Source organism: Candidatus Ruthia endofausta (assembly GCF_013342985.1).
In the GTDB taxonomy this organism is placed as follows: Bacteria; Pseudomonadota; Gammaproteobacteria; order PS1; family Pseudothioglobaceae; genus Ruthia; species Ruthia endofausta.
This window is the reverse complement of sequence record NZ_CP054490.1, coordinates 282,635-309,048: the sequence shown is the minus strand read 5'-3', so window position 1 is coordinate 309,048 and position 26,414 is coordinate 282,635. Positions and strand designations below refer to the sequence as shown.

At 36.1% G+C, this 26,414-nt stretch carries 30 protein-coding genes, 3 tRNA genes and 3 pseudogenes; 17 read left to right on the top strand and 19 right to left on the bottom strand.

The window, feature by feature from the left end; all coding sequences use genetic code 11:
- Nucleotides 1–72: 72 nt before the first annotated feature.
- The 4 genes from HUE58_RS01640 to HUE58_RS06760 all read right to left on the bottom strand — a co-directional run bounded on the left by HUE58_RS01640 (nucleotide 73) and on the right by HUE58_RS06760 (nucleotide 1,292).
- Nucleotides 73–249: an N-acetyltransferase gene (locus HUE58_RS01640; RefSeq protein WP_174605344.1), complete on the bottom strand. Its 177-nt coding sequence runs from the start codon at nucleotides 247–249 to the stop codon at nucleotides 73–75.
- Between the two features lie 267 nt (nucleotides 250–516).
- Nucleotides 517–759 (bottom strand): hypothetical protein, encoded by a 243-nt coding sequence (locus HUE58_RS06770; protein ID WP_246260831.1) that lies wholly within the window; start codon nucleotides 757–759, stop codon nucleotides 517–519.
- Between the two features lie 2 nt (nucleotides 760–761).
- On the bottom strand, nucleotides 762–983 hold the full coding sequence (locus tag HUE58_RS06765; protein ID WP_246260830.1) for a hypothetical protein: 222 nt from the start codon (nucleotides 981–983) through the stop codon (nucleotides 762–764).
- A gap of 123 nt (nucleotides 984–1,106) precedes the next feature.
- Entirely contained in the window at nucleotides 1,107–1,292 is a 186-nt protein-coding gene (locus HUE58_RS06760; RefSeq protein ID WP_246260829.1) for a hypothetical protein, read from the bottom strand.
- Nucleotides 1,293–1,309: 17 nt separating this feature from the next.
- On the opposite strand from HUE58_RS06760, the gene HUE58_RS07080 reads away from it, so the two are divergent.
- Nucleotides 1,310–1,441, top strand: a complete 132-nt coding sequence (locus tag HUE58_RS07080) for a hypothetical protein (RefSeq protein WP_277998013.1) — start codon at nucleotides 1,310–1,312, stop codon at nucleotides 1,439–1,441.
- Nucleotides 1,442–1,660: 219 nt separating this feature from the next.
- On the opposite strand, the gene HUE58_RS01630 is transcribed toward HUE58_RS07080, so the two are convergent.
- On the bottom strand, nucleotides 1,661–2,422 hold the full coding sequence (locus HUE58_RS01630; protein ID WP_174605343.1) for an HAD-IA family hydrolase: 762 nt from the start codon (nucleotides 2,420–2,422) through the stop codon (nucleotides 1,661–1,663).
- A gap of 141 nt (nucleotides 2,423–2,563) precedes the next feature.
- Here HUE58_RS01630 and dksA point away from each other — a divergent pair.
- Nucleotides 2,564–2,923: pseudogene (gene dksA / locus HUE58_RS01625) on the top strand (RNA polymerase-binding protein DksA); the annotation flags it as partial.
- Nucleotides 2,924–2,959: 36 nt separating this feature from the next.
- Here the strand turns inward: dksA and thiL are convergent.
- From thiL to cgtA, 8 genes are read right to left on the bottom strand one after another with little or no spacing between them, the layout of a single operon-like run.
- A complete protein-coding gene (thiL, locus tag HUE58_RS01620; RefSeq protein ID WP_174605342.1) occupies nucleotides 2,960–3,889 on the bottom strand; it encodes a thiamine-phosphate kinase in 930 nt (309 codons plus the stop codon).
- Nucleotides 3,889–4,398, bottom strand: coding sequence for a hypothetical protein (locus tag HUE58_RS01615; protein WP_174605341.1), 510 nt, complete (start codon nucleotides 4,396–4,398; stop codon nucleotides 3,889–3,891). The genes thiL and HUE58_RS01615 overlap by 1 nt, the downstream gene beginning before the upstream one ends.
- Nucleotides 4,399–4,445: 47 nt before the next feature.
- The gene (locus HUE58_RS01610; RefSeq protein ID WP_174605340.1) at nucleotides 4,446–5,024 is read right to left on the bottom strand and encodes an NfuA family Fe-S biogenesis protein; all 579 of its coding nucleotides are present in this window, start codon (nucleotides 5,022–5,024) and stop codon (nucleotides 4,446–4,448) included.
- A 2-nt stretch (nucleotides 5,025–5,026) separates the two neighbouring features.
- Nucleotides 5,027–5,863 (bottom strand): pantoate--beta-alanine ligase, encoded by an 837-nt coding sequence (panC, locus tag HUE58_RS01605; RefSeq protein ID WP_174605339.1) that lies wholly within the window; start codon nucleotides 5,861–5,863, stop codon nucleotides 5,027–5,029.
- A complete protein-coding gene (panB, locus tag HUE58_RS01600) occupies nucleotides 5,863–6,645 on the bottom strand; it encodes a 3-methyl-2-oxobutanoate hydroxymethyltransferase (RefSeq protein WP_174605338.1) in 783 nt (260 codons plus the stop codon). The genes panC and panB overlap by 1 nt, the downstream gene beginning before the upstream one ends.
- Complete coding sequence (gene folK / locus HUE58_RS01595; RefSeq protein WP_174605337.1) at nucleotides 6,642–7,115, bottom strand: 2-amino-4-hydroxy-6-hydroxymethyldihydropteridine diphosphokinase; 474 nt, start codon at nucleotides 7,113–7,115, stop codon at nucleotides 6,642–6,644. The genes panB and folK overlap by 4 nt, the downstream gene beginning before the upstream one ends.
- On the bottom strand, nucleotides 7,109–7,879 hold the full coding sequence (proB, locus tag HUE58_RS01590) for a glutamate 5-kinase (protein WP_174605336.1): 771 nt from the start codon (nucleotides 7,877–7,879) through the stop codon (nucleotides 7,109–7,111). The genes folK and proB overlap by 7 nt, the downstream gene beginning before the upstream one ends.
- Nucleotides 7,876–8,880, bottom strand: coding sequence for an Obg family GTPase CgtA (gene cgtA, locus HUE58_RS01585; RefSeq protein ID WP_174605335.1), 1,005 nt, complete (start codon nucleotides 8,878–8,880; stop codon nucleotides 7,876–7,878). Before cgtA ends, proB begins: the two co-directional genes overlap by 4 nt.
- Before the next feature lie 53 nt (nucleotides 8,881–8,933).
- Here cgtA and waaA point away from each other — a divergent pair, with 53 nt between their 5' ends.
- On the top strand, nucleotides 8,934–10,190 hold the full coding sequence (waaA, locus tag HUE58_RS01580) for a lipid IV(A) 3-deoxy-D-manno-octulosonic acid transferase (protein WP_174605334.1): 1,257 nt from the start codon (nucleotides 8,934–8,936) through the stop codon (nucleotides 10,188–10,190).
- 279 nt (nucleotides 10,191–10,469) lie between these two features.
- Here waaA and thiC read toward each other — a convergent pair whose 3' ends face one another.
- Complete coding sequence (thiC, locus tag HUE58_RS01575) at nucleotides 10,470–12,338, bottom strand: phosphomethylpyrimidine synthase ThiC (protein ID WP_277998012.1); 1,869 nt, start codon at nucleotides 12,336–12,338, stop codon at nucleotides 10,470–10,472.
- Nucleotides 12,339–12,380: 42 nt separating this feature from the next.
- Here thiC and hemB point away from each other — a divergent pair, with 42 nt between their 5' ends.
- Nucleotides 12,381–13,367, top strand: coding sequence for a porphobilinogen synthase (gene hemB / locus HUE58_RS01570; RefSeq protein ID WP_174605333.1), 987 nt, complete (start codon nucleotides 12,381–12,383; stop codon nucleotides 13,365–13,367).
- Nucleotides 13,368–13,403: 36 nt separating this feature from the next.
- On the top strand, nucleotides 13,404–14,141 hold the full coding sequence (locus tag HUE58_RS01565; protein WP_174605332.1) for a hypothetical protein: 738 nt from the start codon (nucleotides 13,404–13,406) through the stop codon (nucleotides 14,139–14,141).
- 65 nt (nucleotides 14,142–14,206) lie between these two features.
- Here HUE58_RS01565 and acs read toward each other — a convergent pair whose 3' ends face one another.
- The 5 genes and pseudogenes from acs to rpoZ all read right to left on the bottom strand — a co-directional run bounded on the left by acs (nucleotide 14,207) and on the right by rpoZ (nucleotide 17,479).
- A complete protein-coding gene (acs, locus tag HUE58_RS01560) occupies nucleotides 14,207–16,120 on the bottom strand; it encodes an acetate--CoA ligase (protein ID WP_174605331.1) in 1,914 nt (637 codons plus the stop codon).
- A gap of 99 nt (nucleotides 16,121–16,219) precedes the next feature.
- Nucleotides 16,220–16,414 carry a 3'-5' exonuclease family protein gene (locus HUE58_RS01555; protein WP_174605330.1) on the bottom strand — a complete coding sequence of 65 codons (195 nt, stop codon included), beginning with the start codon at nucleotides 16,412–16,414 and terminating at the stop codon, nucleotides 16,220–16,222.
- Nucleotides 16,415–16,554: 140 nt separating this feature from the next.
- Nucleotides 16,555–16,737 carry a hypothetical protein gene (locus HUE58_RS01550; protein ID WP_174605329.1) on the bottom strand — a complete coding sequence of 61 codons (183 nt, stop codon included), beginning with the start codon at nucleotides 16,735–16,737 and terminating at the stop codon, nucleotides 16,555–16,557.
- Nucleotides 16,734–17,078 (bottom strand): annotated as a pseudogene (locus HUE58_RS06755) (putative nucleotidyltransferase substrate binding domain-containing protein). Before HUE58_RS06755 ends, HUE58_RS01550 begins: the two are co-directional and overlap by 4 nt.
- A gap of 68 nt (nucleotides 17,079–17,146) precedes the next feature.
- On the bottom strand, nucleotides 17,147–17,479 hold the full coding sequence (gene rpoZ / locus HUE58_RS01535) for a DNA-directed RNA polymerase subunit omega (protein WP_174605328.1): 333 nt from the start codon (nucleotides 17,477–17,479) through the stop codon (nucleotides 17,147–17,149).
- Nucleotides 17,480–17,549: 70 nt separating this feature from the next.
- Here rpoZ and dnaQ point away from each other — a divergent pair, with 70 nt between their 5' ends.
- The 12 genes and pseudogenes from dnaQ (at nucleotide 17,550) to HUE58_RS01485 (ending at nucleotide 26,324) form a co-directional block, all read left to right on the top strand.
- Nucleotides 17,550–18,221, top strand: a complete 672-nt coding sequence (dnaQ, locus tag HUE58_RS01530; protein WP_174605327.1) for a DNA polymerase III subunit epsilon — start codon at nucleotides 17,550–17,552, stop codon at nucleotides 18,219–18,221.
- 20 nt (nucleotides 18,222–18,241) lie between these two features.
- A complete protein-coding gene (gene ubiD, locus HUE58_RS01525; protein WP_174605326.1) occupies nucleotides 18,242–19,708 on the top strand; it encodes a 4-hydroxy-3-polyprenylbenzoate decarboxylase in 1,467 nt (488 codons plus the stop codon).
- Between the two features lie 64 nt (nucleotides 19,709–19,772).
- Nucleotides 19,773–19,849 (top strand) — tRNA-Pro (locus HUE58_RS01520).
- A 53-nt stretch (nucleotides 19,850–19,902) separates the two neighbouring features.
- A tRNA-Arg gene (locus HUE58_RS01515) sits at nucleotides 19,903–19,979 on the top strand.
- A gap of 36 nt (nucleotides 19,980–20,015) precedes the next feature.
- A tRNA-His gene (locus tag HUE58_RS01510) sits at nucleotides 20,016–20,091 on the top strand.
- A gap of 80 nt (nucleotides 20,092–20,171) precedes the next feature.
- Nucleotides 20,172–20,480 (top strand): hypothetical protein, encoded by a 309-nt coding sequence (locus tag HUE58_RS01505; RefSeq protein WP_174605325.1) that lies wholly within the window; start codon nucleotides 20,172–20,174, stop codon nucleotides 20,478–20,480.
- 1,668 nt (nucleotides 20,481–22,148) lie between these two features.
- Nucleotides 22,149–22,277, top strand: coding sequence for a hypothetical protein (locus HUE58_RS07075; protein ID WP_277998011.1), 129 nt, complete (start codon nucleotides 22,149–22,151; stop codon nucleotides 22,275–22,277).
- A 413-nt stretch (nucleotides 22,278–22,690) separates the two neighbouring features.
- Nucleotides 22,691–23,164 carry a MutH/Sau3AI family endonuclease gene (locus HUE58_RS01500; RefSeq protein ID WP_174605324.1) on the top strand — a complete coding sequence of 158 codons (474 nt, stop codon included), beginning with the start codon at nucleotides 22,691–22,693 and terminating at the stop codon, nucleotides 23,162–23,164.
- A gap of 328 nt (nucleotides 23,165–23,492) precedes the next feature.
- A pseudogene (gene dcm, locus HUE58_RS07290) lies at nucleotides 23,493–23,846 on the top strand (DNA (cytosine-5-)-methyltransferase); the annotation flags it as partial.
- Nucleotides 23,847–23,852: 6 nt separating this feature from the next.
- Nucleotides 23,853–23,981: a hypothetical protein gene (locus HUE58_RS07205; RefSeq protein WP_340689624.1), complete on the top strand. Its 129-nt coding sequence runs from the start codon at nucleotides 23,853–23,855 to the stop codon at nucleotides 23,979–23,981.
- 1,364 nt (nucleotides 23,982–25,345) lie between these two features.
- The gene (locus tag HUE58_RS01490; RefSeq protein WP_174605323.1) at nucleotides 25,346–25,591 is read left to right on the top strand and encodes a pseudouridine synthase; all 246 of its coding nucleotides are present in this window, start codon (nucleotides 25,346–25,348) and stop codon (nucleotides 25,589–25,591) included.
- Nucleotides 25,592–25,715: 124 nt separating this feature from the next.
- Nucleotides 25,716–26,324 carry a LemA family protein gene (locus tag HUE58_RS01485; RefSeq protein ID WP_174605322.1) on the top strand — a complete coding sequence of 203 codons (609 nt, stop codon included), beginning with the start codon at nucleotides 25,716–25,718 and terminating at the stop codon, nucleotides 26,322–26,324.
- Nucleotides 26,325–26,414 lie beyond the last annotated feature (90 nt).

Sequence of the window (26,414 nt, the reverse complement as noted above, 5' to 3'; positions counted from 1 at the left end):
AGTTACAAACTACATTATTTTAGCATCTTCCCCATTTGAATAGTATTTTTCTTGCTTGGAAATTTGTTTAAATCAAATTTTTTGATACAACTGAAAAGCTTTAAAATTATCCTCTCGAAGCTCTAAAATAATTGATTTATTTAATTGTTTTAGAGCTTCAATTAACGCAGTTGCCACATCTTGGTTTTTAAAATCATGGCGTGTTGTAATGCGAAAGATTTCAACTATATTAGTCGTTTGATACACCACAAAGCCAACAACTTAATTGGCAATTATTGCAATTCTACTAAATCTCGACAATTAAAAAAGATAACTTCCAATGATAATTTTCCCACCCCCTTCTAATTTGCTTTAATAAATTGAGCAATATAATTAATAACTTTACTTTCTATCCCTAAAAACCCATGATGGATTTTTACTCGACAAGGGTTAAATGATTTCTCTGCACTGCCACTAAACATTTTCACTTCAACCTTTTTTACATGAGTTAATAATTTAACAATTTCCTTGGCGCTTTTAGGAAAAGGTGACGTAACAACCATCGTTTCTATGAGCCACAATCAAAGTAGATATCGTAATTTTTCCAAGTTTCATTTCTGGAACGGGTACTTCTTTATCATTCGGCTCTAACATGCTTGAGGTTAAAACCAAACTATTAAGTTGTTGAGTGGTATTAATTGCCAAATGTACAGCAGACTCTGTGCCACGACTCCTACCATATAACGAATGTGTATTTTTTGCAATTGAACTATCACTCATCTCTAACACATCAAATGATTTTGATAGCTTGTCAATAAGGCTTTCTTTTCGCTTAATCCTTTATTCAAAGTCACGCCAACAAAAATACGTGCTTGAGTATCAGATCCAAAACAATAATTAAACTCAGTGATTAGGTGATTGTCTAGCATCTGACAGAATGTTAAAAAACTCCCTGATTTTTCATCAATAGTAACGGCAATAATGGTTTCATTATGCTCACTCAAATCAGCACGTTCTAAAATATAACGTAAACGGTCAAAATTGACATTTACACCTGATACGATTGAGACAATGTTCTCATTTTTTATATTGTTATTTTCAATATTTTTTTTTCATCCCGGTAGTTGTCAACGCGCCTGCAGGTTAGCAATTAAACGCACATCTTCATAAATATCTTTAATGGCAGCGCAAATCTCATCGTTACTAATCAAAATTACCTCATCAACCACTTGCTTGGCAATAGGGTAAGTTTGCTTACCGATTTGTTCAACTGTTACACCATCAGCAAAACGTCCTACATCTTTTAATACCACACGCTTGTTATTTTTTAATGCTTGGCAAAGTTGTGGGTGAATCTTCTGGCTCAACAGCATTAACTTCAATCCTAGGCGTTGAAAGTGGCATAACAATAATTGCACTAATGCCTAATTTTTTAGCAGATAGGGCAATACCTTATGCATGATTACCTGCACTCGACGCTACAACACCTCCTTTAGAGACTTGCTTGGCAGACGACAGGTTTGAAATTTTCTGATACGCGCCTCGAAGTTAAAAGATGTGAATGGCTAGTTTATCTTCTCTTTTAAGATGAATTCTGTTACAAGTGCGCTTAGAGAATGGAGGCGCAAAAAACAATGGCGTAATACTTGCCACCTCATAAACACATGTATCGTTTGCCAAATCAACAATACGTTGCATACAATTCTCGTAAATATGCCACATCAACACAAGTTGCATTAGTTGTATTGCCTTTGATTAAACTAAAAGGCTTGTCTTTATCACCCAAATGGTCAAGCACGACCAGCGCACCATCAAATTCATGCTTGTCTGTATATTCGTTAACCGTAATAATAGTTTTAAGTCCAGCTTGTGTTGCTGAAATAATACCATTATGTGAATCTTCAAAAGCTAAGCATTTAATGGGATCTAAGTTCATTTTCTTTAATACATAGGTATAAATATCACCAGCTGGCTTTAACTTTGGCACAATATTACCAGCACCAATTACTTCAAACCAGTCTAGCGCTTCAGCTCCTAATGTATTTGCAATCAAGGCATCAACATTAGCAGAGGTTGTTGTTGTGGCAATTGCCAATCTAAGATTAGCTTGTCTTACCTCATTTAAAAAACGCTTAACACCTATTCGCAAAGGCACTGCACCTTCCTCCATCAAACGCACATAAATTTTAGTTTTTAACTGATGGATAGAGGCAACAAAATCATCCAAATATTGATGTTCAAACATTAGGTTGTGTTTTTTAAAATAATATTTAATTCGCAGTTGTCCTCCTGTCACATTGAGTAGTTCGTGATAAACCTCGTTTGACCAATGCCAATCTAAACCCAATTCTTTAAATGCCAAATTAAAGGCCTTTAAATGCCCATCACGCTCAGTATTTGCCAAAGTTCCGTCAACGTCAAAAATTAATGCTTCTAATGCCATAAAAAATTTATAATTGAAAAATGTAAAAAATAAATTGCTATTTTAAGGCAATTTAGGTATAAACATACTTTTTAAAATTAATCTAGTTATTATGTCACAACCAACCTACCAAGAAATTCCTGATTATCAACTTAAAAAAATGAAGAATTTATGAATGATACTCAACTTGAACATTTTAAAAAAAAATTAAATTCATTGAGAAATCAATTGGTTGATGATGCTGAATCAACCATCAATCATATCCAAGAAGATTCAAACCAAGTTGCTGATATTAACGACAGAGCCACCCTTGAAGAGGAATTTGCTTTAGAGCTAAGAACACGCGATCGTGAAAGAAAACTAATTGGCAAGATTGACAAAACTTTGCACATTATTGAACTGGGTGATTATGGTTTTTGTAAAACCTGTGGTGCTGAAATTTCCTTAGTACGACTAGAGGCGCGCCCTACTGCTGACGAATGCATTGATTGCAAAACCATTGCAGAGAAAAAAGAAGTTTAAACTATATTACACGAGCAGAAAATATCTGTTTGCCAATTAGAAATGTTGATAAGAACAACACTGCTTATCAAAAGATCCAATCTTAGTTAACACCATAGAGTCGTTAATAATACCAATTTGGGTAACTTTAATATCGTTTTTACTTTGTAATGCTTTTAATAAATCCATATTTTTAGCTGGCACGGTAAAACACAATTCATAATCATCACCACCTGCAAGTACCAAACACCAATCATTAGTCTTTTTAATATAAATTTTAACTTCATTAATCAATGGAATATCATCAAGATTGATACTTGCGCCTACGTTAGAACGAGTCAAAATATGTGTTAAATCTTGTTCCAAACCATCAGAAATATCAATACAGGCATTGGCAATGTCTGATAGTTGCTGCCCTAAAAATAGTTGTGGTTTTGGTCGATTAAATTGGTTAATAACGTACTCAGAAGGTATTTGGTTGTTTTTTAATTGTTTCCAAGCGTAAGCTGCGTTACCAATCGTATTAGACACAAAAATCAAATCCCTCATTTGGGCAGATGAGCGCAATAAAGCTTTGTTCTTTTCAACCACACCAGTAACATTGATGGTGATGCTAAGTGCACCTTTTGTGGTATCACCGCCAATCAGTGCAATGTCAAATTCATCTGCTAAAGATTTAAGCGAGATAGAGAACTGACTAAGCCATTTTTTGTTGATATTTGGTAATGTTAACGCAAGTGTGAAGTATTTTGCACGTGCACCCATTGCTGCTAAATCACTTAAATTAACTGCTAGGGATTTGTAAGCAATATCACTAGCACTGGTATTTAAAGGAAAATGCACACCTTCAATCAAAGTATCAACACTGGTTACTAATTGGTAATTAGCATCTATGTTAATAACGGCACAATCATCACCGATACCCAAATTAGCTAAATTTGAACCACCCCAATTAAAATAGGCTTCAATTAAAGAAAACTCATTCACTAACTTTGTGGATATTTTTGCGCCAGTTTTTGATCAACTTCACCACGACCCGCATTAAACATTGAGCCAGAGCCCAACACAACAGATACTAAAATACAAAAAAATAATGGCACCACACCTAACAAACTCAAAATTGAATCAATAATTCTTGTACCATCCATGCTTGCAGGTGCATCGTTTAAAATAATCAACGTTAGCGAAGTAACTAAAAAATAAAAAATATAAGCACCAATCAGTAATTTGTAACGATTAAGTGAAAGCTGCCAGTGTAAATAAACTAGATACGGGTCGTTGCTTTTGGCTTTTTTAGTCCGAAAATAAGTATAGATGATGATTATGAAGGAAATTAAAATAGACAAACTAATTGCACTATTCATATCAGTATTTAGCAATTTAATCAAACCTAAGGTAAGAAACAAATGGACAATAACTGTATTAATGGTGAACAATTCGTGCGCTACTTTAGCGTCTCTACGCTCTTTAGCGCTAGCATCAATAGTAATAATCATAACCGCTAAGTTTACACCATATTATCTAAAACCCAGCAGAGTGTTACTTACATATAAGCGTTATCAGTATTAGAGTGGTCTGTTACATCACGCACTGATTTAATCTCTGGAAAGCGCGCTTTAAGCTGTGTTCCAACACCTTGTTCTAAAGTAGATTTAACCGATGAACAGCCCCGACAACCGCCACCAAAATTAAGAATAACATCCATCTGCTTAGTAATCTCAACCAGTTCAACAAAACCACCATGAGAGGCAAGTCCGGGGCTGATATTAGCAGCAATAACGTATTTGATTTTCTCTTCAAGAGGCGCGTCTTCTTTTGGCTCTTCACCTTTAGCATTAGGCGCAGTGATTGTTAATTTCTTGCCAGTGCCTGCATCTTTTAATGCCACTTCTGAGTCTTTCAAATATTCAAAATTTAGCTCATCAATATAAGCATAAAATCCTTCATATTCAAATTTTTGATACGTTTTACTTAACTCTTTAGGAAAGCAAAAATTAAAAGTGACGGCGGCGGTAGATGTGCCAGCTTTTTCAACATCCACCTTTAAGCCAAGGTCTTTTTCATCTTGTTGGGCAAATAAATCAGCCACATAAACTTTTGCTTCGTCGGTAATACTAAACATGGTTATCCTTTTTTAAAAATTATATTGTCAATGAGTCGCACAGAACCTAACAACACTGCAGATAATATAATAATTTGATGTGTATTATCAGTAATTTGCCTAAGGGTATTTGCATCTAACACCTCAAGATAGTCCAATTTAAAGTGTTTCTTTAAGTCAAATTCTGCCAATTGCTTTAACGCATCAATTTTTTTATTTTGTAAAATTTCACACTTAAGATAAAATAAAATTTTGTACAAATTAGTGGCAATCTTAGCCTCATTTTCAGATAAATATTGATTTCGAGTACTCATTGCCAAGCCGCTTTTTTCTCTAATAATTTCACCAGATTTTATACATATATCCAATGACAAACTCTTGACCATTTGTTTAATGACCAATAACTGCTGATAATCTTTTTGACCAAAGACTGCAACATCAGGGCGTACAATCCCAAATAATATTTCCACAACCTGCGCCACCCCATTAAAAAAATGCGGGCGTGTTTTACCACATAAAATTTTTCCAATCTTACCAACATCAATATGTTTACCGATGCCATTGGGATAAATTTGTTTAACATCTGGAATAAAAATACCATCAACATTTGTCTCTAATACTACTAAATCAGTATTAAGCGTGCGTGGATAACTATCTAAATCTTCATTCTTACCAAATTGGGCTGGATTAACAAAAATACTAACAATAACTTTATCTGCTTTTTGTTTAGCAATATCAATTAATGATAAATGCCCTTGGTGCAAACCGCCCATCGTAGGAACAAATGCAACAACTCTCCCTTGCGCGTGCCAGTCGTTAACTAGTTCAGTTATTTGAGTATTTTGATGACACAGTTGCATTAATAACTGTGTTGTCTACTTGGAAAGGACTTGTCTTTTACCGCCTTGATAAAAGCACTCACAGCAGACTTTACATCATCATTATTAGTCAAGAAATTTTTAACAAATTTTGGCACGTGTCCTACATGAATACCCAACATATCATGGCTCACCAATACTTGCCCATCACAATTTACACCAGCACCAATACCAATAGTAGGAATACTTAAAGATTGTGACACTTGTTTAGCCAGTTCAGCAGGGATGCATTCTAGTACGATTGCTTTAACATCCCAAGATGCCAAAGCCAAAGCATCTTTAGTAATTTTATCAGCGCTTTGCTTCTCTCTACCTTGCACTTTATAGCCACCCATTTCTATTACCGATTGTGGTTGCAAACCTAAGTGCCCACAAACAGAAATGTCGTTATCTTGCAAAATTTTAAAAGACGCTTCATGTTCACATCCGCCTTCAAGTTTTACCATTTGTGCACCTGCCATTATTAAACGCTTGGCGTTTGTTAAGGTTTGTTTAGTATTGGTATAGCTTTGATAAGGCATGTCTACAATTCTTAATGTATTTTTTGCACCCTTGGCAACCGCTTGCGTATGGTAAATCATGTCATCCATACTTACACCTAATGTATTTTCACCACCTTGGATAACATTACCGAGCGAGTCTCCTATTAAAACAATATCAATACCACACATATCAAAAACTGATGCAAATGAAGCGTCATAAGCAGTTAAACAAGCAATTTTCTCGCCAGATTGTTTAAAAGTCTTTAGCGCTTTAATGTTCATAATTTAACCAATTTACTGATGTCTAGTTTAGCAATCAAATCCTGAATAGCTCCTAAAACTGGCACCTTCAAATGAGGCTCTAATTCTGCTAGTGGCACTAATACAAACGCTCTATTCATCATTTGCGGATGTGGAACAATCAATTGTTTAGAAGCAATCACTTGCACACCATAAATAATAATATCCAAGTCAATCGTTCTTGCGCTCCATTTTTTCTCGCGTACGCGATGCTGTTTAATCTCAATATCTTGACAAATATACAACAATTCTAATGCAGTTAAATACGTATCAACTTGACACATGGCATTAATATAATCAGGTTGCTTTGAATTGTCAATCGGCTTGGATTGATATAAACTTGATAAACTCACCACCTTAACATCTTTAGTAGAATTGAGCGCAATCAGCGCATTTTTAATTTGTTTTTTAGGGTGGTTAAGATTCGACCCTAATCCAATATATGCTAACAATGAATCAATGTTCCAATACGTTCACCCGCACCCAATTTAGACAAAACATTGGCTTGTCTGCCTGAGGCAATAATAGTAGTCACATTTGATTTAGCGGCTGTTTTAGAGGCTAATACTTTGGTATACATACCACCAGAACCCAGCGAGCCACCTGCCCTACTGGCGACTTGTGTTAATCTTTTGTCGTTCACATGGATTTTGTCAATCAACTTGGCATTAGTATTTTGGCGTGGATCAGCATCATAAACACCACCTTGGTCTGTCAAAATAACCAATTGGGTTGCACCTACCAAGTTTGCTATCAATGCCGCTAAAGTGTCATTATCACCGAATTTAATTTCATCTGTAGCAACCGTGTCATTCTCATTTACAATTGGTACTGTGCCAAGACTTAGTAATGTGTTTAAAGTGGCAGAAATATTATCTCTTTGATCAGTATTAGCTAAATTGTCATGTGTTAACAGCACTTGTGCGGTATGAATATTATACTGGGCAAATAAAGTTTCATAAGTTTGTACTAAGCCCATCTGACCTACCGCCGCCGCTGCTTGTAATTTGTGTATATTTTCAGGACGTTTATTCCAACCTAAACGCTTCATACCCTCAGCAATTGCACCACTTGAAACCAAAATAATATCAATTTTTTGTTGGGCTAATTCTTTGATTTGCTTTACCCAGGAAGCAATAAAAACTTTATCTAAACCTGTACCATTATTGGTTAAAAGCGCAGACCCAATTTTAATTATCCACCTCTGCTTACTCATTTTTCTTTCACCAATTTAAACAATCCAACTACTAAATCTTTACAACCCAAGCCGTTTAAAGCTGAGATGCCATAAACCTTTCCCTTGTGACGAGTGCTCTTTAATAAACTTTGAACCATAGTATCTCTATCCCCCTCTGGCAACAAATCCATTTTGTTAATCGCTAATAATCTTGGCTTGCTGGACAGTCCTTGATCATATTTTTTTAACTCTTTTTCAATGGTTAAAAAATTCTCAACTGGATCAGACCCATCAGCTGGCAAGATATCCACAACATGCAACAATACTTTTGCACGCGATAAGTGCTTTAAAAATTTAAACCCCAAACCCAGACCCTCGCTGGCATTTTCAATCAGCCCTGGAATGTCTGCCATGACAATATGCTCATTACAATAAGACACCACACCTAGCGAAGGATGTAACGTGGTAAATGGATAATCAGCCACCTTAGGCCTTGCACTTGAAATTTGCCTAATTAGACTTGATTTACCCGCATTAGGCATACCCAAAAGACCAATATCAGCCATGATGCTTAATTCTAAGCCAATCTCACGCACTTCACCTGGCGAACCTGATGTGGTTTTACGTGGTGCACGATTAATGCTAGATTTAAACCGTGCATTGCCCAAACCATGAAAGCCGCCTTTAGCAACTAGCATGATTTGCTCATGTTCAACCATCTCACCAATTAACTCATCGGTTTCAAGGTCATAAACTTTAGTGCCCAATGGAATTTCAACTGTTAGATGTTGTGCTGACTTTCCACGCTTGTTTTGACCCGACCCAGATTGTCCATTTTTCGCCCTAAATAAACGCTTAAAACGAAATTCACTAAGCGTGTTTAACCCTTCTTCTCCTTGAAAATACACATGGCCACCGTCACCGCCGTCACCGCCGTCAGGACCACCATCAGGAATATATTTCTCTCTACGAAAGCCCAAACACCCCGCCCCACCTTTGCCAGCCTCAATACGAATACTGGCAGAATCAACAAATTTCATAAAGGACTTCAAAACCGCTAAAATACAATGGACTGTATTATACCACTGCCAAAATGAACCAAAGCTTCTACAACATCATAGGATATCTTTTATTGCCCTTTATAATTTTAAGGTTAATGATTAAAGGCATAAGAACACCTAAATTTAGGCAAAGGATTAACGAGCGACTCGGCTTAATTGCTAAAATCCAAGTACCTGTTATTTGGGTACATTGTGTTTCCATGGGTGAATTTAAAGCAGCCATTGTTATTATCGACCAACTTATTAAACAATACCCTAATCATCGATTATTAATTACCACAACCACACCTACAGGCTCTGATGCAGTGATTAGTCATTATCAAAATAAGGTATTTCACCTTTATTTTCCTTATGACCTACCACTAATTGTTAAATATTATATTAAAAAAATTAACCCAAAAATATGCCTATTACTAGAAACAGAAATTTGGCCTAATCTAATTCATGAACTCAACAAAAATAACATTCCAACACTGCTTATCAATGCCAGATTATCACAACAATCAAAAGAAAAATATCAAAGATTTACCGCCAATTTAATTAAACCAACCTTAAACAAGCTCACTTTGATTGTTGCTCAAAATCAAAATTCTGCTAATCGTTTTATTGAATTAGGCGCCAAGAATAATAATGTAATCATAACTGGTAATATTAAATTTGATCAAAATACAAAGCCCGACACAACAATAAGTAATGCATTACAAGCGATAATTGGTAGACGTAAAATTGTTATTTTTGCCAGCACTCATGAAAATGAAGAGGCGCAAATTATTAATGAATATTCAAAACATAAGCACACTATTGATGCCTTGCTTGTTATTATTCCAAGGCATCCAGAACGTTTCAATGCAGTTTATAAATCAGCTAAGAACGCCAATCTCAATGTTGTTCGTCGCTCAGAAAACCAACTTGCCCAAAATGCTCAAATTCTTTTAGGCGATTCTATGGGTGAAATGATGTCTTACTTTGATATTGCTGATATTGTTTTCATGGGGGGCAGTTTAAGCAATACTGGTGGACATAATATGCTTGAACCCGCTGCCTTTGCCAAGCCTATTATATTTGGTCCTAATGTATTTAACTTTACCGAAATATCATCAGATTTATTAAAACAAAACGCTGCTATTCAAATTCAAAATGTAGAGGGTTTATTTAAAAAAATAATGGCGCTATTAAATGATAAAAAACAATGCAAAGTATTGGGCAACAACGCTCAACAATACCTTTATAGTAAGCAGGGTGCAGTTGAAAACACATTGCAATTAATCAAGAAACCTTTTACCTTGTGATTTTAAATTTACAATATAAAAAATAAGTTGTTACAATACCGAAGACAGTGAAAAGCAGTAATGTTACTATTTTTAACATTACTGAAAGTGCCTACATACAAGCTATAAAACAAGGAAAAGCAAATGTCTTAAAAGGATTTTTTGTGTTTCAAACTAAGCACAACCGCTGTCATTGCAAAAACCTAAATTCTTAAGGCTAATGCTGTTTTAAATCTTAAAATCTTTTAAACAGCATTCAAACAAATTAAGAGTCACTTTTTAATTAAATTGACAAAAAATTTAAGCACCTTTTTTCATATAAATTTCACTGTCGTTATTTAAAAATTCTACCGATTTTTTATCCATTTCTACTTGAATGGCATTAATCTTAGCAATTTCTTCTACGTCCATGGTTTTAATCTCTTGAGTAATTTTCATGGAGCAGAATTTAGGACCACACATAGAACAAAAATGTGAAGTTTTTGCTGCTTGTTTGGGCATGGTTTCATCATGGTATTTACGCGCTGTATCTGGATCTAGACCTAAATTAAACTGATCTTCCCATCTGAATTCAAAACGTGCTTTAGAAAGGGCATTATCGCGAATTTGTGCACCTGGATGCCCTTTAGCTAAATCAGCCGCATGGGCTGCAATTTTGTAAGCGATAATGCCTTGTTTAACATCGTCTTGATTGGGCAAGCCCAAATGTTCTTTTGGGGTAACGTAGCATAACATGGCACAGCCATACCAACCAATTTGTGCCGCACCTATGGCACTGGTAATGTGATCATAACCTGGTGCAATATCAGTTGTTAGTGGGCCAAGTGTATAAAATGGTGCTTCACTACACTCATGCAATTGTTTATCCATATTATTTTTAATCATTTGCATTGGTACGTGGCCAGGACCCTCAATAAAAGTTTGTACATCGTGCTTCCAAGCAATCTTGGTAAGCTCCCCTAAGGTTTCTAACTCACCGAATTGAGCCGCATCATTGGCATCAGCAATACAACCTGGACGCAGACCATCGCCTAATGAAAAAGTAACATCGTATTGTTTCATAATCTCACAAATATCTTCAAAATGTGTATAAATGAAATTCTCTGTGTGGTGTGCTAAACACCACTTTGCCATAATTGAGCCACCACGAGATACAATACCTGTGATACGATTAATAGTCAGTGGCACATGTTGCAAGCGCACGCCTGCATGAATGGTGAAATAATCTACCCCCTGCTCAGCTTGCTCAATTAAGGTGTCACGAAACACTTCCCAAGTTAAATCCTCAGCGATACCATTAACTTTTTCTAATGCTTGATAAATAGGCACAGTGCCGATAGGTACAGGTGAATTTCGAATAATCCATTCACGAGTTTCATGGATATTTTTACCAGTTGAGAGGTCCATAATGGTATCTGCACCCCAACGAATACCCCACACCATTTTATCAACTTCTTGTTCAATACTTGAACCCAGTGCAGAATTGCCGATATTACCATTAATTTTAACCATAAAATTACGACCAATAATCATCGGCTCTGTTTCTGGATGATTGATATTAGCAGGAATTACCGCACGTCCTCTGGCGACTTCATCGCGCACAAACCCAGGTGTGATTACATCAGGAATATTAGCACCAAAACTCTCACCTTCGTGCTGGCCAATTTGATCTTTGTATTCTTGCCATTTACAATTTTCACGAATGGCAATGTATTCCATTTCAGGGGTGATAATACCTTGTTTAGCATAACGCATTTGTGATACGTTTTTAGTATTTTTAGCGCGACGTGGCACTTGCAGGTGCTCGAAGCGTAACACATCTAATTGTGCATCCTCTCGGCGTTCATTAGAAAAATTAGAGCTCAATTTGGTTAATATTTCAGTGTCGTTTCGCTGTTCAATCCAAGTAGCTCTAATATTACCAAGACCTTTGCGCAAATTAATTTTAACATTAGGGTCGGTGTAAACACCTGAGGTGTCATAAACATGAATGGGGGCATTCTTTTCTGCCAACTCGCCAATGGTATCTGTGAGTATAATTTCACGCATAGACACTTGAATATCTTTGCGCGATCCTTGCACATAAATCTTATTGGAGTTAGGAAATGGCTTGATAAACGCTTCATTAACGTTTGACATATTTTTTAAGGTTTTGCTTGATTGGCTCATTGAGGTATAATTGATGGAAATATTATAAATTGAAATTCAAAAATGACAATTTTAACCCATAGACCGCGCCGTATGAGAAAACACGCACATACCCGTAAATTAATGCGTGAAAACAGCCTAACAAGCAGTGATTTGATCTTTCCAATTTTTATCATTGAAGGTAAAAATAAACGACAAAGTATTGATTCAATGCCAGATATTGAACGTTTGAGCATTGATCAATTATTAATTGAAGCGGCTGAATTGATTGAATTGGGCATTCAAGCCATCGCACTTTTCCCTGTTGTTTCGACAGAAAAAAAATCATTAGATGCACAAGAAGCATTTAATTCAGACGGTTTGGCACAACGCGCTATACGCGCCATCAAACAAAAATATTCAAACTTAGCGGTGATTACTGATATAGCACTTGATCCATTTACCACGCATGGTCAAGATGGCTTGACTAATAATGATGGCTACGTGCTTAACGATGAAACCATTGAAGTCTTAGTAAGACAAGCCTTATCCCATACACAAGCTGGTAGTGATATCGTGGCACCAAGTGACATGATGGATGGGCGCATAGGTGCCATTCGCAAAGCACTTGAAGACAATGGGTTTATTCATACGAATATTTTGGCTTATTCTGCAAAATATGCCTCCCATTATTATGCTCCATTTAGGGACGTCGTTGGCTCTCTGGCTAATTTAGGTGCATCTAACAAAGAAACTTACCAAATGGATCCTGCTAATTCTAATGAAGCTATTCGTGAAGTGGGTTTAGATATTGATGAAGGTGCGGATATGGTCATGATTAAACCTGGATTGCCCTACTTGGATATTATTTATCGAGTCAAGCAAACCTTTGGCATGCCCACCTTTGCTTATCATGTGAGTGGTGAATATGCTATGTTAAAAGCGGCTGTACAAAACAATTGGCTCAAGGAAGAACAAGTGGTATTAGAAACTTTGTTGGCGTTCAAGCGTGCTGGCGCTGATGGTATTTTAACTTATTATGCCAAGCAAGCTGCTAAGTGGCTAAAGTAAGAATATTTACATGCCTTAATTTTTTGAGAAGTTATTATGGAAAATAAATCATTATTTAGCTCAATTTTTTTAACAATCGCTCTACTTGTTGGTTATTTTATTCACAATAACCAAGTTATTAAACTTAACAATGAAATCAGCAATCTTGTACAAGAATACAACACCAAACTGACAGCACTTCAACCTAACAATACTAAGCAAGTTGTAGAATCTTTTACCACCACAGGTAGTACAGATGCACTGGAAAGTCTCAATAACCAACTAATCAAAACGCGTTCAGAATTAAAAAAAATACAAGATAAACTTGCATTAGCAACCAGTAAAGGCCATGTTTTAAATGATGAAATTTTACAAATAAATGATACAAGAAGCAAGGTAAAAACCTTAAAAAGTTCACTAACTTCAACTCAAGAAAAATTACGAATCTCTGATGAAAGGCTTAAATATTTAAAAAATATCTTTGAAGAGCAAAATAAAAACACAGTCACAAAAAACATTACCCGCATTAAAAAATTAAAAGAAACCTCAGCAGGCATTGCTATAACAGGGCTTATTGTGCCTGCTATTGGTGTGGCAACCTTAATCTCTTACACTGCTGAAGAAATACAAAACTACTGTGATAATATTAAAAATATCATAGACTTAGAATACAAAGTATTTGGCAAAGTTATTTCATTAGATAACAATATGCAAACGAGTTATCATCAACAATGCATGTTAAGTCTTAAAGATAAAATTAAGCAAGGTTTTCAGGAAGTATTAACTGCTAAGTAATGCCATTCATAAAAAAATAACAACACTAAGTAGCACTAATAACTTAGTGTTGTTATTTTTAAACCTTAAATGACTCTATTTTTAATCAAATCTTCAACAACTTTTGGTTCTGTCAAGGTTGAAATATCGCCCAAATTATCATAATCATTTTGTGCAATTTTTCTTAAAATTCTACGCATAATTTTACCACTGCGCGTTTTTGGCAAACCTGATGCAAATTGAATTTTATCCACCGTAGCAATAGGTCCAATTTCACGGCGTACTAATTTGACCAATTCAGCTTTAAACTCATCTGTTAGTTCAACGTCATTCATAATTGATACATAAGCATAAATACCCTGGCCTTTAATATCGTGAGGATAGCCTACCACTGCAGCCTCTGAAACACCATCATGTAAAACCAGTGCAGATTCAATCTCTGCTGTACCTAGGCGATGTCCGGAAATATTAAGTACATCATCTACGCGTCCAGTAATCCAATAATAACCATCAGCATCGCGCCTAACACCATCACCTGCAAAGTACTTGCCTGGGAAAGTGAAAAAATAAGCCTCCATAAAACGCTGATGATTGTTATACAAAGTGCGCATTTGCCCTGGCCAAGACCTTGCTAGTACTAAAATACCCTCGGCTTCACCTGTTAATATTTCACCTTTCTCATTCACAACTTGTGGCTCGATACCAAAAAATGGCTTGCTGGCTGACCCAGGCTTAAGTGCGGTTGCATAAGGCAAAGGTGTAATCATATGACCACCTGTTTCTGTTTGCCACCAAGTATCAACAATAGGGCACTTGCCTTTTCCAATAGTGTGATAATACCACTCCCACACTTTAGGATTAATAGGCTCGCCAACTGTACCCAAAATACGTAAACTTGAACGTGAGGTATTAGTAACATGTCTATCACCAGCACCCATTAGTGCGCGAATTGCTGTCGGTGCAGTGTAAAAACTATTGACTTGATGTTTATCAATAACTTGCCAAAAACGTGAGGCGTCAGGATAGGTTGGAATGCCTTCAAACATTAATGTAGTTGCGCCATTTGCAAGTGGCCCATAAACAATGTAGGAATGCCCTGTTATCCAACCAACATCTGCTGTGCACCAATACACATCACCTCCTTGATAATCAAAAACATATTGATACGTCATCGCAGCATAAAGCAAATAACCACCTGAGGTATGCAACACGCCTTTGGGCTTCCCAGTGGAACCAGAAGTGTAAAGAATGAACAGCGGTGTTTCAGCATCAAATGACTCACATGGACATTCGGCTGAAACATCAGCAACTAAATCATGGTACCAAACATCTCTATCGTTCCAATTAACATCACCACCTGTACGCTTTACCACAATCACTTTATCAACACAATCGCACTCACTAACTGCTTGATCAACATTTGTCTTTAGTGCAGTGGCTTTACCGCCGCGCATGCCTTCATCAGCGGTGATAACAATCTTACACTCAGAGTCTAAAATTCTATCTTTTAATGCTTCTGGTGAAAAGCCAGCAAATACCACAGAGTGAATAGCACCAATACGAGCACAAGCCAACATAGCGTAACTTGTTTGTAAAATCATCGGCATATAAATACAAATTCGATCGCCTTTTTCAACTCCTAATGCTTTAAGACCATTGCTAAGTTTTGCCACTTCGTCATGAAGTTGTTGATAAGTAATATATTGACTCACCTCAGGGTCATCACTTTCCCAAATAATGGTTGTTTGGTTTGCACGCTTTGGTAAGTGTCTATCAATGCAGTTGTAAGCAACATTTAACTCGCCACCCTTAAACCATTCAATTTGACCTTTTGTATAATCAACATTGGAGACTTGCGTCCAATCCTTATCCCAGTCTAGGAATGCTTTGGCTTGTTGCGCCCAAAATGAATCACTATCATCAATTGAATTTTGATACATTAATTCATAAGTTGCTTCATCACATATGGGTGGCTTACTAGGTTTGATAATTGGATACATAGTGGTTGCTTTAAGAAATAAAAAAAGTTAATCATACCTAGAGAATTACGTTCAGACACATCATCTCTAGATAATCAATTCGCCCAATTGGTGTCAATATTACTCATATAAGCCACTTGGGCTAGAAAACAACTCTGCTGTTGAAATGGTATTTTGCATGGTATTATGGGCTTTATAATAAGGCAAGTTGTATTGATTTCTAGGTGAAAACAATCTTAAACTCTCGGCATTAATACGGGTTTGATTAATGATACGTTTTCTGGTTTTAATTTTTAAAGTATCTACTATTCTCATTGGTAAGTTGTCAAAATGATATAGTTGCCAACACGCTTCGTTAATAAACGTTTAGGCTCTGACCAAAACATGAGCACTGTCTTTTAAAGATAAATACAAACCCTTAATCAAAGTGTATATATCCCACTAACAATTCTATCTTATTTAGCACTCAGCCCTGTGGTTTCGAAATCAAGCACTAAAAATTCAATATCTTTAATCAGTGTTTGCTTACTAATAAGAGGGTAAGACAAATAATGTTTTAGTGCATTAGGCAATTCATCATTATTGAGCAAATATTGGCGATATCTTTCTGGAAAAAGACGATGAATCTTTTCAATCATAGTAAAGCAGTTTTATATTGAGAAACCATCGCGCTTTGCATTTGTCCCACAATATGGAAGACATATTTCAAATGCTTTATATCCAGTGAAGATATCTCTTCAGGCAGTGCATAATTATCCACATCACGCCCCTCTTTAATTTTTGACGTACCTGGTGTTTTAATACGTACAGAATTAATAAATTTATACGCCTCAATTGAATCTCAACCGCCTAAACCACTCAAGCCTTTTTGGTCAATTAGTTCTCTAAGCCTATCCTGCGTATTAACTGCAGATACCGCTGATGACAAAACATAAACCCGAGCAAAATCAATCATCGGCACAACGCCTTTTGTTTTCAAATTGAATGCTTTATGATTGAGCCCATTTTTATCTAAAATAAAGTGACGAAAAAAATCCTAAACGTTAATTACTGTTTAATTTCTGTCATCTTATCAGCAACTTTATCAACCACTGTTGTTGATAATTCATCTTCAATTTCAGACATCTTTGCGCTATCCGCTACTTTTTGCTGTGCTGATAATTGCTCTTCTATTTCATAAGTTTCACTTAAAATTGAAGCATCAATAAGCCCTGCCTCAATCTCTCTTAATGCCACTACTGTTGGCTTGTCTTTGCCTGCATCTAATAGTGATTTATAACCACCAGAACTTAATTGATGTGCACGCTTTGCCGCAACCAATACCAACTCAAAGCGATTTTCTACATGTTCTAAACATTCTTCAACTGTTACTCTTGCCATAATATTTACAATTTTATTTATGATAAAATCGAATAATTTTACACGATAAAATAAGTTCAAGGAATATTCGATGGAAAGAGTAATTGTACTAGATACTGAGACCACGGGCATTGAACCTTCTGAAGGTCATCGCATCATTGAAATTGGTTGTACAGAAATTGTAGACAGACAAATCACTGAAAATAATGAATATCATAAGTACATACAGCCCAGTCGTAATGTTGGCGATTCGGTACGAATTCATGGCATTACTGATAAATTCTTAACAGATAAGCCTAAATTTGAAGCTATTGTTAAAACGTTTTTAACTTATATTGAAGGTGCAACACTCATCATTCACAACGCCCCATTTGACCTTGCTTTTCTAAACCATGAACTTAAACTTATAGACATTAATGAGCGCATTGAGGATAAATGTAGCATTATTGACTCATTAGAACTTTCTAAACAACAACGACCTGGCACATTGCACAATCTCGACTCCTTATGCCGACGATTTAAAATCGACTCAAGTGCAAGAACTGTACATGGCGCACTACTAGATGCGAAAATTTTAGCACAAGTTTATCTGGCAATGACTGGTGGACAATCTACTTTATTTGGCAATGAGGAAACCGCCAACGAGCAAGCCAATAGTACTAATAACATTATTCGAGTAGAACGTGCCATTGGCAAAATCAAAGTTGTTTATGCAAATGAACAAGAACTGGCAGCGCACACAAATTACTTTGAAAAAATTTAACTAATTTAAGGCAATCATCAATGCAATATCAAGATTTACGAGAATTTATCACTGAATTAGAAAAACAAGGGCAGCTCAAACGCATTCAAATACAAGTTGATGCCCATTTAGAAATTACTGAGATTTGTCGCCGAACACTGGATAAACAAGGTCCTGCACTTTTGTTTGAAAATGTTAAAAATTCAAACATGCCAGTATTGGTAAATTTATTTGGCACGACAAAACGTGTTGCTGCCGCTATGGGGCAAAAAGACTTAACTGCATTAAGAAAATTGGGAAAACTACTAGCTAAATTGAAACAACCTGAACCGCCTAAGGGGTTTAAAGATGCCATTAAAAAATTACCCACGCTAAAAAAAGTACTTAATATGCCTGTTAAATTGGTTAAAAAAGGCCAGTGCCAAGCGGTGGTTATTGAGGGAGATGAAGTTGATTTATCTAAATTACCCATTCAAACTTGTTGGCCTAAAGACGCTGCACCACTACTTACTTGGGGAGTAACCATCACCAAAGGACCATATAAAAAACGGCAAAATTTAGGCATTTATCGCCAGCAAGTTCTTGGAAAAAATAAACTCATTATGCGTTGGCTGTCGCATCGTGGCGGTGCGCTCGATTTTAAAGACTGGTGTGGAGAAAATCCCAACGAGCCTTTTCCAATTGCTGTGGCACTTGGGGCTGACCCCGCCACAACACTGGCAGCAGTCACCCCTATTCCTGATGCATTAAGTGAATACGGCTTTGCTGGACTTCTACGAGGCAAAAAAACCAAGGTTTGTACTTGTTTAGGTAATGATTTACAAGTCCCTGAAAATGCTGAGATTATTCTAGAAGGTGTTATCCATCCAAATGAGATAGCAAATGAAGGTCCTTTTGGTGATCACACTGGTTATTATAACGAAGTAGAAAAGTTCCCTGTCTTTACAATAGAAAGAATAACCACTAGAATTAATCCCATTTATCACTCCACCTATACAGGCAAGCCCATTGATGAATCTGCTATATTAGGTGTAGCATTAAACGAGGTGTTTGTACCACTTTTACAACAACAATTTCCAGAGATTATAGATTTTTACTTACCACCTGAAGCTTGCTCATATAGAATGGCAACTGTTAGCATTAAAAAGCAATACTCAGGGCATGCCAAGCGTGTAATGATGGGCATTTGGTCGTTCTTACGTCAATTTATGTATACCAAATTTGTGATTGTTGTTGATGATGACATTGATGTTAAGAATTGGAAAGAAGTGATTTGGGCATTAAGTACACGTGTTGACCCAAGTCGTGATATCACTTTAATAGACAACACCCCTATTGATTATCTTGATTTTGCTTCACCAGTCTCTGGTCTTGGCTCAAAAATGGGCATTGATGCCACCAATAAACTGGCTGGCGAAACTAATCGTGAGTGGGGAGAGCCGATTGAAATGGATAAAGACGTTGTACAAAAAATTGATGCTATTTGGCATGAACTAGGGATTGATTAATTGCAAGCCATCAGTAATTTAACTATTTACATCTCAATTTAACAAAGTATAATTATCGTTTTTTCGGAGTGTAGCGCAGTTTGGTAGCGTACCTGGTTTGGGACCAGGTGGTCGGGGGTTCAAATCCCTCCACTCCGACCAACAAAAAAAATACTTTACATTTTAGAGCGCTTTAACAATAACCTTTTTGGTATGCGCCCATAGCTCAGCTGGATAGAGCAACGGCCTTCTAAGCCGTAGGTCACACGTTCGAATCGTGTTGGGCGTACCACTTCAAGGTAAAATACCTGAGGTAGTAGTTTTTATGGCGGGAATAGCTCAGTTGGTAGAGCCCCGGATTGTGATTCCGGTTGTCGCGGGTTCAAGACCCGTTTCTCGCCCCATATCCTATAAAGGTTTAACCCCTTCTTAACTAAATTCAAAGTCGATAAATCCTCTTTGCGTGCAGTTTATGGAGATTGCTATGGCTTACATACAAAAGGCTCAACGTAAGAAAGGTGTTACTTATCGTGTATATATCCGCCCACCTGAATTCAAACCAATAACCAAAACCTTTACTACTAAACGTGAAGCTGTCCGATTTGTTAGAAGACTAGACGATGACAAGAGGAAAATACAAGCCTTTCAAGAGAATAAACACAAGACGCTACTGTCTAAAATAATTGATGACTACCTAGTTAATGGATACAAAAGTCAAAGACCTAAAGAAGAGGAATATAGGCTTAACTATTGGAGGTCTCAAACTAAGGAGAAAGCAAATTTCAGGAGTTAGAAAAGTGGACATATCAAGCTCACTATCCAACCTCCCTTCTCACTTATCAAATGTTACTGTTAATCACTACAAGGCTGCTATTTTAGTAGTATCCACATATGCCTGTAGATACTATAATTTATTAGACAACCCTGTTAAAAGCATACCCTCTAGACCAGAGAATAGTGCTCGTATCGGATACTTCTAAGGATGAGAGAGCTCTTCTATTTAAAGCAGCTAAAGAATCGAAATAGAGTAAGTTGCTCTAAATGGGTATTTCCTACCCACTGACATTTTTGTTATACTTTTAAGTTCAAATTAAGTCCTGTAAGGATGTTGCTATCAAAGATTTTTGGGATAACCTTCACATAGAACTGAATGCCTTAGAGAGTTATAAAGAAGACAAAATATTCTAGTGACAAGGATAAAGCTTCAACAATATTGATTGACATTGCAAAGAAAAAATACAAATTATTTAATAATAAGGATAGAGGGGTATTCGTACATGTGGAAACCAAAGGCTACAAAGAGTTAATGCAAGTTAATTCTGAAAGTTTTGGTGACCGTGCGTATGTGGAACTATGAGAAGACAGGAAAGGGATTAAGTAAAAATATATTTGAAACAGTAATTTCAACTCTTGAAGCTGTAGCTGAATTTGAAGGTGAGACTATAGAAACCTACCAAAATGTATGCTTAAATTAACGAAGCCATATATATTGACTTATGTAATAAAAATCAATAAACACGGGTGGAGCTTAACACGTAACTTCAGTATTTTCTTTACAAGAACAAACGATATGCTCCTTTACCAATTCCAGAAAGTGGTGGAGAGATTAGAGGCTTGTTAAAACATATTAAATATTGACGAGCTAAGCCTGTCTCTGCTTGTAGGGTGGATAAGAATGGCGATACAAGCAGGGAAAGAAGTTTACGCCTTACTATCTGTAGGATATGGCTGGTTCTGGTAAATCAACAACCTGTCGTATGATTAAGGCATTGATAGACCCTAATAAAGCACCTTTGTTGTCACAACCAAAACCATCGGAACTAAGGGTGATTTCAAATGGGTATCATCTTCTAGGATTTGATAACTTTAGCAAAATATCTCCCGAGTTGAGAATAGGACTAGTCAAACTTTTGTTGTGCTTAGTGATGAGAAGTGCTCTACACATCTGGAAATAACTGATTTAGTGGATCATAGCACAAACTTCTAAGCAGGATAAATATGCCGTCATATTAATTAGTAGCTGTAATAGCTATCTACATTTGGATATCGAATGAGATAGAATTAAACAACAGCGATAGAGAAAGTGAGAAGTATTCCAACAGAAAAAATAAAGAAGCTCTTGAGGATAAAATCGAAAAGCTTAACAGAAAATTGGATAGAATACAGAATAAGAGCGATGTATCAGAAACCAAAACAAAACCTAAAGTTCAAAAACCACCTAGTAAAACAAATCTAAGGAATAAATTAATAAATTCCGTAAGAAAACAACTGAATGGATTTGAAGATAGTGATTTATTACTAGATGAGTAGTCAATGGATTATGTATATGAAGTTTCAAACACTGTTGCAAAGCGCATATACAAGTTAAGTGTGGCTGAAAGATAATAATCTCATTAGTTGTTTCTTCTATTAGTTTATTTACAAAATAGTCACATTTGAAACTGTAGATATTTTTGAAGAAATGGGGGGGGTAAATGGAAATTCAGCCGTATTTAATAAAGGCATGCAGGTTGCTAGTTATGATGCAGATGGGCATATTGATACTGATGCTGAGTTAACTGGATGGCTTAATTATTTAAATGGAAAATAAATATGTTTTATAAGTTTTTACTTTTTCTATTCTCCTTTTAATTCCTTTCCAGGCCCATCCTGCGACTGGAAATCAATCAAAACCGAAACAACCAAATCAAATGACTACTCCTTCTCAAGTAGAAACCTTTGATTGTAATATTTCGCATTGATGCAAACTGGATAAGTGGTTTCTATTTGATAAGTGATAAAAGATTTAAAGAATATGAAGTTAATCCAGGTTATTTAGATATGTCGGCTAGTTTGAGTATTGATGAGATGAAAGAATTTCACAAGGAGAACGATACAAAATTTACTAGGGATGGATAGAAAGAGGAAATGAGGTTTTTAGATAATGCTTTGAATGTGTATGGAGATACAACCTATTCTCGTTTTTCTATTCATATTGCTGAATGGTAAGACATTAAAAATATTATGGATGCCAATCTAGATTACAGCAAGGAAAATGAAAGCACTATTCTCACAAGAGCTTTCTCTCTAATTGGTAAAAGCTTTGAGGATATTTCTAATCTATCTCAACATCCCCAAGGTGAAATAAACAATAAAAACAAAGGTAATACTGATAACTTTATCGAACAACACTGGTTTGGCATTAAAAACAACTCAACACCTGGGTTAGATTTATTAGAGGCTGGAATTGAATTAAAAGCTTGCCCACTCAAGCTCAGCAATAAGACTTTAGTTGTTAAAGAAAGAACCAAAATTTGCAGTATAAACTATCTTGCTTTGATTAATGAAACCTGGGCCAAGTCCCACGTCAAAAGAAAGTTGAAGAAAGTATTGTTTGTATTTTACAAATATAACAATAATAACTGGCGGAAACAGAAAATAATTGATACTGTTTTATGGGAATTCTCATCAGACGAATTAATTATTGAAACGGAGTGAAGTAAAACTAAATAAACTGTAGTTAATGGGTTGGCTCACAACTTAACAGAAAAAAACTATAAGGTGCTTTTTCCCTGCAGGTTAGGCTCAGGAGGAAGGGATAGTCAAGGAAACCATAAAGACTTACTAAAGAACCCTGAAAGGTTTGAATCTATATCTGACATATTAGATTTATTAAGAGAAGGCGACCTTGAGCAAGAATTATTAAACAAGGTAGGGAGATACATAGGCAAACTATAGGGGGAATCTCTAAAGAATTAAACATACCAATACCTAATGCGAAGAATGCCATCACTATCATTTTTAATAAAATTATAGTGATGTTGACATTGCTAAGGTTATAGATGAAGACTTTAGATCAACTCCTGACCACGACCTTCTTGTGGGAGTATTCCCTTATCAAGATTATTCCGTTGTTAGAACCTTGAAGAAATCTTCTGGTATTCAAGGTAAGAAAGGAGTTCTCTGGTGGTCAATATACGCAATTCTAAAGAATAAGAAAACCAAATCTCCGAAGTATCTAATGCTTGAGAATGTTAACAGACTGCTAAAGTCCTCAGTTTCTCAAAGAGGAAGAGGCTTTGCAATAATGCTAGCTTCGTTGTCAGGCCTAGGGTATATAGTTGAGTGGAGAATAATTAATGCAGCTGATTATGGGATGCCACAGAGAAGAAAGAGAGTCTACATTATGGCTTATAAGTCTGACTCAGATATTGGAAAGGAAATCAAGCGGCTTAAATCTCCTGTTGACTGGATTACTAACAAAGGCGTGATGAAAAATGCATTCCCAATGCAAGTTAATTCAAACACCATCTAAACCTGACAAGTACTTTACTTTACTATTGACGGAGACTTAGATGAGATTACTAATAATACTGATGATTACACTTCTAAAGTGAGGCCCTTTGATACGATTGGAATAATGATTGATAGAAAGGTATATACAGATTCTACAACTGTCGCAAATATAAGGGAAAGAAACAAACTCTAGGCAGTATTCTTCAAGATGAGAAAGATGTTCCTAGTGAGTTCTTTATATCTAAAGCAGATCTAGAGAAGTGGATTTATCTCAAAGGTGCAAAGAAGGAAGGAAGAACCGCATCCAGTGGACACATCTATCATTATTCTGAAGGCCTTGTTACATTTCCAGATGCTCTTGATAGGGCTTCAAGGACTATCATTACTGTCGAAGGCGGCAAAGGGACATCAAGATTTAAACACGTAGTTGAGACGCTTTCTGGCAAGCTGAGAAGATTAACACCTGTTGAATTAGAAAGGTTAAATGGGTGTGGTAGAAGAAACTAGGAAAATCATTAGCTGGCAGATTAACTCTAATTTAATATAAGGATTTATTGACCTTATTTAGTTAAGACGCTACTCTTTCGCGTTAGCGAATGGGTAGAGGATGAGCGGAGCTACCTTCTAAGCTATAGGTCACACGTTCGAATCGTGTTGGGCGTACCATTTAAAGTTTATGGCGGAAATAGCTTAGTTGGTATAGAACCCCGGATTGTGATTCCGGTTGTCGCGGGTTCAAACCCCATTTCTCGCCCCATCTTGCTTTTTGCAATATTTTTTTACATGTTCAATTAGAAAATGTCTTATCTAAATCACTCTCATCAAAAAATAAGTGCACATGTGCATATTTCATTATGAATGGCAATTTCACCATGCTTTTTAAACAAATCTCTAGCATTTTCTTTCGCCTAAATTGAAGATAATTCTTTCAAATCTTTCTCTATCTTGCTGGTATTCGTATTCAATTGTGTCGTTTTTCAAACGATGTCACCACTTCTTCATGAAATAGCTTATGTAATAGAGATTATGCAGATAGTTCACATAGTTCTGCATGGCTAATGGTGTTTGCTAATAACAATACTCTATCCCAGTCTTGTTGACTATTTTGCTTACTATCTGGCATTTTTTGAATCAACATGGCTGATAAATTATCTTGATTTGATGATATCCAGATCTTGGAATACCAATTGATCTGACTAGAAAAAATAATCTTCAAATGTTTGTATCAATCCCTTTGAATTAAAAGGCACTGATGACTGAAAATTACGCTTAGTTTGCACATTATATAAGGTGATAACGATTTTCCCTTTATGCTTCATGTTATTTGCCAATATGATTGCCAGTGCGTTCAATTCACCAAATAGCTGTTTAACTACTAGTCTGATGATTATTGCTTACACAAAAAGAACAGCACGGAACTTGTCTGACATGTTTGCCAAACGAGAAATTAAAAAAACATATGTTGCCATTGTTAAAGAGAAATTTCCAAGTAGCACCATCACACTGGATGAAAGAATTGACAAAAAAGATGCACTTAGTTTTGCGACTTCAATAGCGCATAACCATAACAAATCCTTATTAGAAATCAACATAAAAACAGGCAGAAAACACCAAATAAAAAAGCATTAAAAGTGCACGTGGAAGGTTTCCAACTCCAAGCAATTTCACTTGAATTTATTTGCCCTATTGAATTTAAATAGTGATATCCCTATATAATTAACATCGATATTGATTAACTTTTAGGGAATTTAAGATGGAATTTTTAACACAGAATTGGCTACTGATTACAATTGTGATTGTTTTATTTATTTGGATTGTCAGCATTTATAACAACTTGGTTTCTTACAAAACTCAGTATCAAAATGGCTTTGAGCAGATTTCAGTACAACTCAAACGACGCTTAGACTTGATTGGCAATTTGGTTGGTATTGCCAAAAAATATATGGAGCATGAAAGGGAAACGCTAACTGCTGTTACTGAAGCTAGAGCAGGATTAACAGAGGCCAACGAAGCAGCGCAAAAAAATCCAGGAGAGGTAAGTACCATGGCAAATTTAGCCAGTTCTCAGGTAGCATTAGACAGTGCAATGGGTGGTTTTAACTTAAAAATGGAAGCTTATCCTGATTTAAAAGCAAGCGAAAACATGGTGCAACTAAGTGAAGAAATGACCACCACAGAAAATCGCATTGCCAGTGCTCGACAGGGGTATAATGACTTGGTTCAAAAGTTTAATGAGTACAAAAAATCATTTCCTAATGTATTGTTTGCTGGTGTATTTGGTTTTGGTGTGGATGCGCAAAATTTAGAATTTAGCGAAAGCATGGAACAATTAAACCAAACGCCTAAAGACTTGTTTACTTAAGGGTGTACCAAGAAACCCCAATACAATTTATGCCAATGGCAGACTTCGTACTGAAATACATAAAGCAATGCCTTTTCCCATCCTTCAAAG

Excerpts from the sequence above, each read along its gene's own strand:
- HUE58_RS06770 (WP_246260831.1), bottom strand. The coding sequence starts at position 759 with ATGAGTGATAGTTCAATTGCAAAAAATACACATTCGTTATATGGTAGG.
- thiC (WP_277998012.1), bottom strand. The coding sequence starts at position 12,338 with ATGAGCCAATCAAGCAAAACCTTAAAAAATATGTCAAACGTTAATGAA.
- HUE58_RS01550 (WP_174605329.1), bottom strand. The coding sequence starts at position 16,737 with ATGATTGAAAAGATTCATCGTCTTTTTCCAGAAAGATATCGCCAATAT.
- cgtA (WP_174605335.1), bottom strand. The coding sequence starts at position 8,880 with ATGAAATTTGTTGATTCTGCCAGTATTCGTATTGAGGCTGGCAAAGGT.
- ubiD (WP_174605326.1), top strand. The coding sequence starts at position 18,242 with ATGCAATATCAAGATTTACGAGAATTTATCACTGAATTAGAAAAACAA.
- proB (WP_174605336.1), bottom strand. The coding sequence starts at position 7,879 with ATGAGTAAGCAGAGGTGGATAATTAAAATTGGGTCTGCGCTTTTAACC.
- hemB (WP_174605333.1), top strand. The coding sequence starts at position 12,381 with ATGACAATTTTAACCCATAGACCGCGCCGTATGAGAAAACACGCACAT.
- HUE58_RS07075 (WP_277998011.1), top strand. The coding sequence starts at position 22,149 with ATGGGGGGGGTAAATGGAAATTCAGCCGTATTTAATAAAGGCATGCAG.
- HUE58_RS01555 (WP_174605330.1), bottom strand. The coding sequence starts at position 16,414 with ATGAGAATAGTAGATACTTTAAAAATTAAAACCAGAAAACGTATCATT.
- panB (WP_174605338.1), bottom strand. The coding sequence starts at position 6,645 with ATGAACATTAAAGCGCTAAAGACTTTTAAACAATCTGGCGAGAAAATT.
- HUE58_RS01500 (WP_174605324.1), top strand. The coding sequence starts at position 22,691 with ATGGATGCCAATCTAGATTACAGCAAGGAAAATGAAAGCACTATTCTC.
- HUE58_RS01610 (WP_174605340.1), bottom strand. The coding sequence starts at position 5,024 with ATGTTTAGTATTACCGACGAAGCAAAAGTTTATGTGGCTGATTTATTT.
- HUE58_RS01630 (WP_174605343.1), bottom strand. The coding sequence starts at position 2,422 with ATGGCATTAGAAGCATTAATTTTTGACGTTGACGGAACTTTGGCAAAT.
- HUE58_RS07080 (WP_277998013.1), top strand. The coding sequence starts at position 1,310 with ATGCTTGGCAAAGTTGTGGGTGAATCTTCTGGCTCAACAGCATTAACT.
- HUE58_RS01505 (WP_174605325.1), top strand. The coding sequence starts at position 20,172 with ATGGCTTACATACAAAAGGCTCAACGTAAGAAAGGTGTTACTTATCGT.
- HUE58_RS01485 (WP_174605322.1), top strand. The coding sequence starts at position 25,716 with ATGGAATTTTTAACACAGAATTGGCTACTGATTACAATTGTGATTGTT.
- HUE58_RS01615 (WP_174605341.1), bottom strand. The coding sequence starts at position 4,398 with ATGATTATTACTATTGATGCTAGCGCTAAAGAGCGTAGAGACGCTAAA.
- dnaQ (WP_174605327.1), top strand. The coding sequence starts at position 17,550 with ATGGAAAGAGTAATTGTACTAGATACTGAGACCACGGGCATTGAACCT.
- waaA (WP_174605334.1), top strand. The coding sequence starts at position 8,934 with ATGAACCAAAGCTTCTACAACATCATAGGATATCTTTTATTGCCCTTT.
- panC (WP_174605339.1), bottom strand. The coding sequence starts at position 5,863 with ATGCAACTGTGTCATCAAAATACTCAAATAACTGAACTAGTTAACGAC.
- HUE58_RS07205 (WP_340689624.1), top strand. The coding sequence starts at position 23,853 with ATGGCTTATAAGTCTGACTCAGATATTGGAAAGGAAATCAAGCGGCTT.
- HUE58_RS01490 (WP_174605323.1), top strand. The coding sequence starts at position 25,346 with ATGATTATTGCTTACACAAAAAGAACAGCACGGAACTTGTCTGACATG.
- acs (WP_174605331.1), bottom strand. The coding sequence starts at position 16,120 with ATGTATCCAATTATCAAACCTAGTAAGCCACCCATATGTGATGAAGCA.
- rpoZ (WP_174605328.1), bottom strand. The coding sequence starts at position 17,479 with ATGGCAAGAGTAACAGTTGAAGAATGTTTAGAACATGTAGAAAATCGC.
- HUE58_RS01565 (WP_174605332.1), top strand. The coding sequence starts at position 13,404 with ATGGAAAATAAATCATTATTTAGCTCAATTTTTTTAACAATCGCTCTA.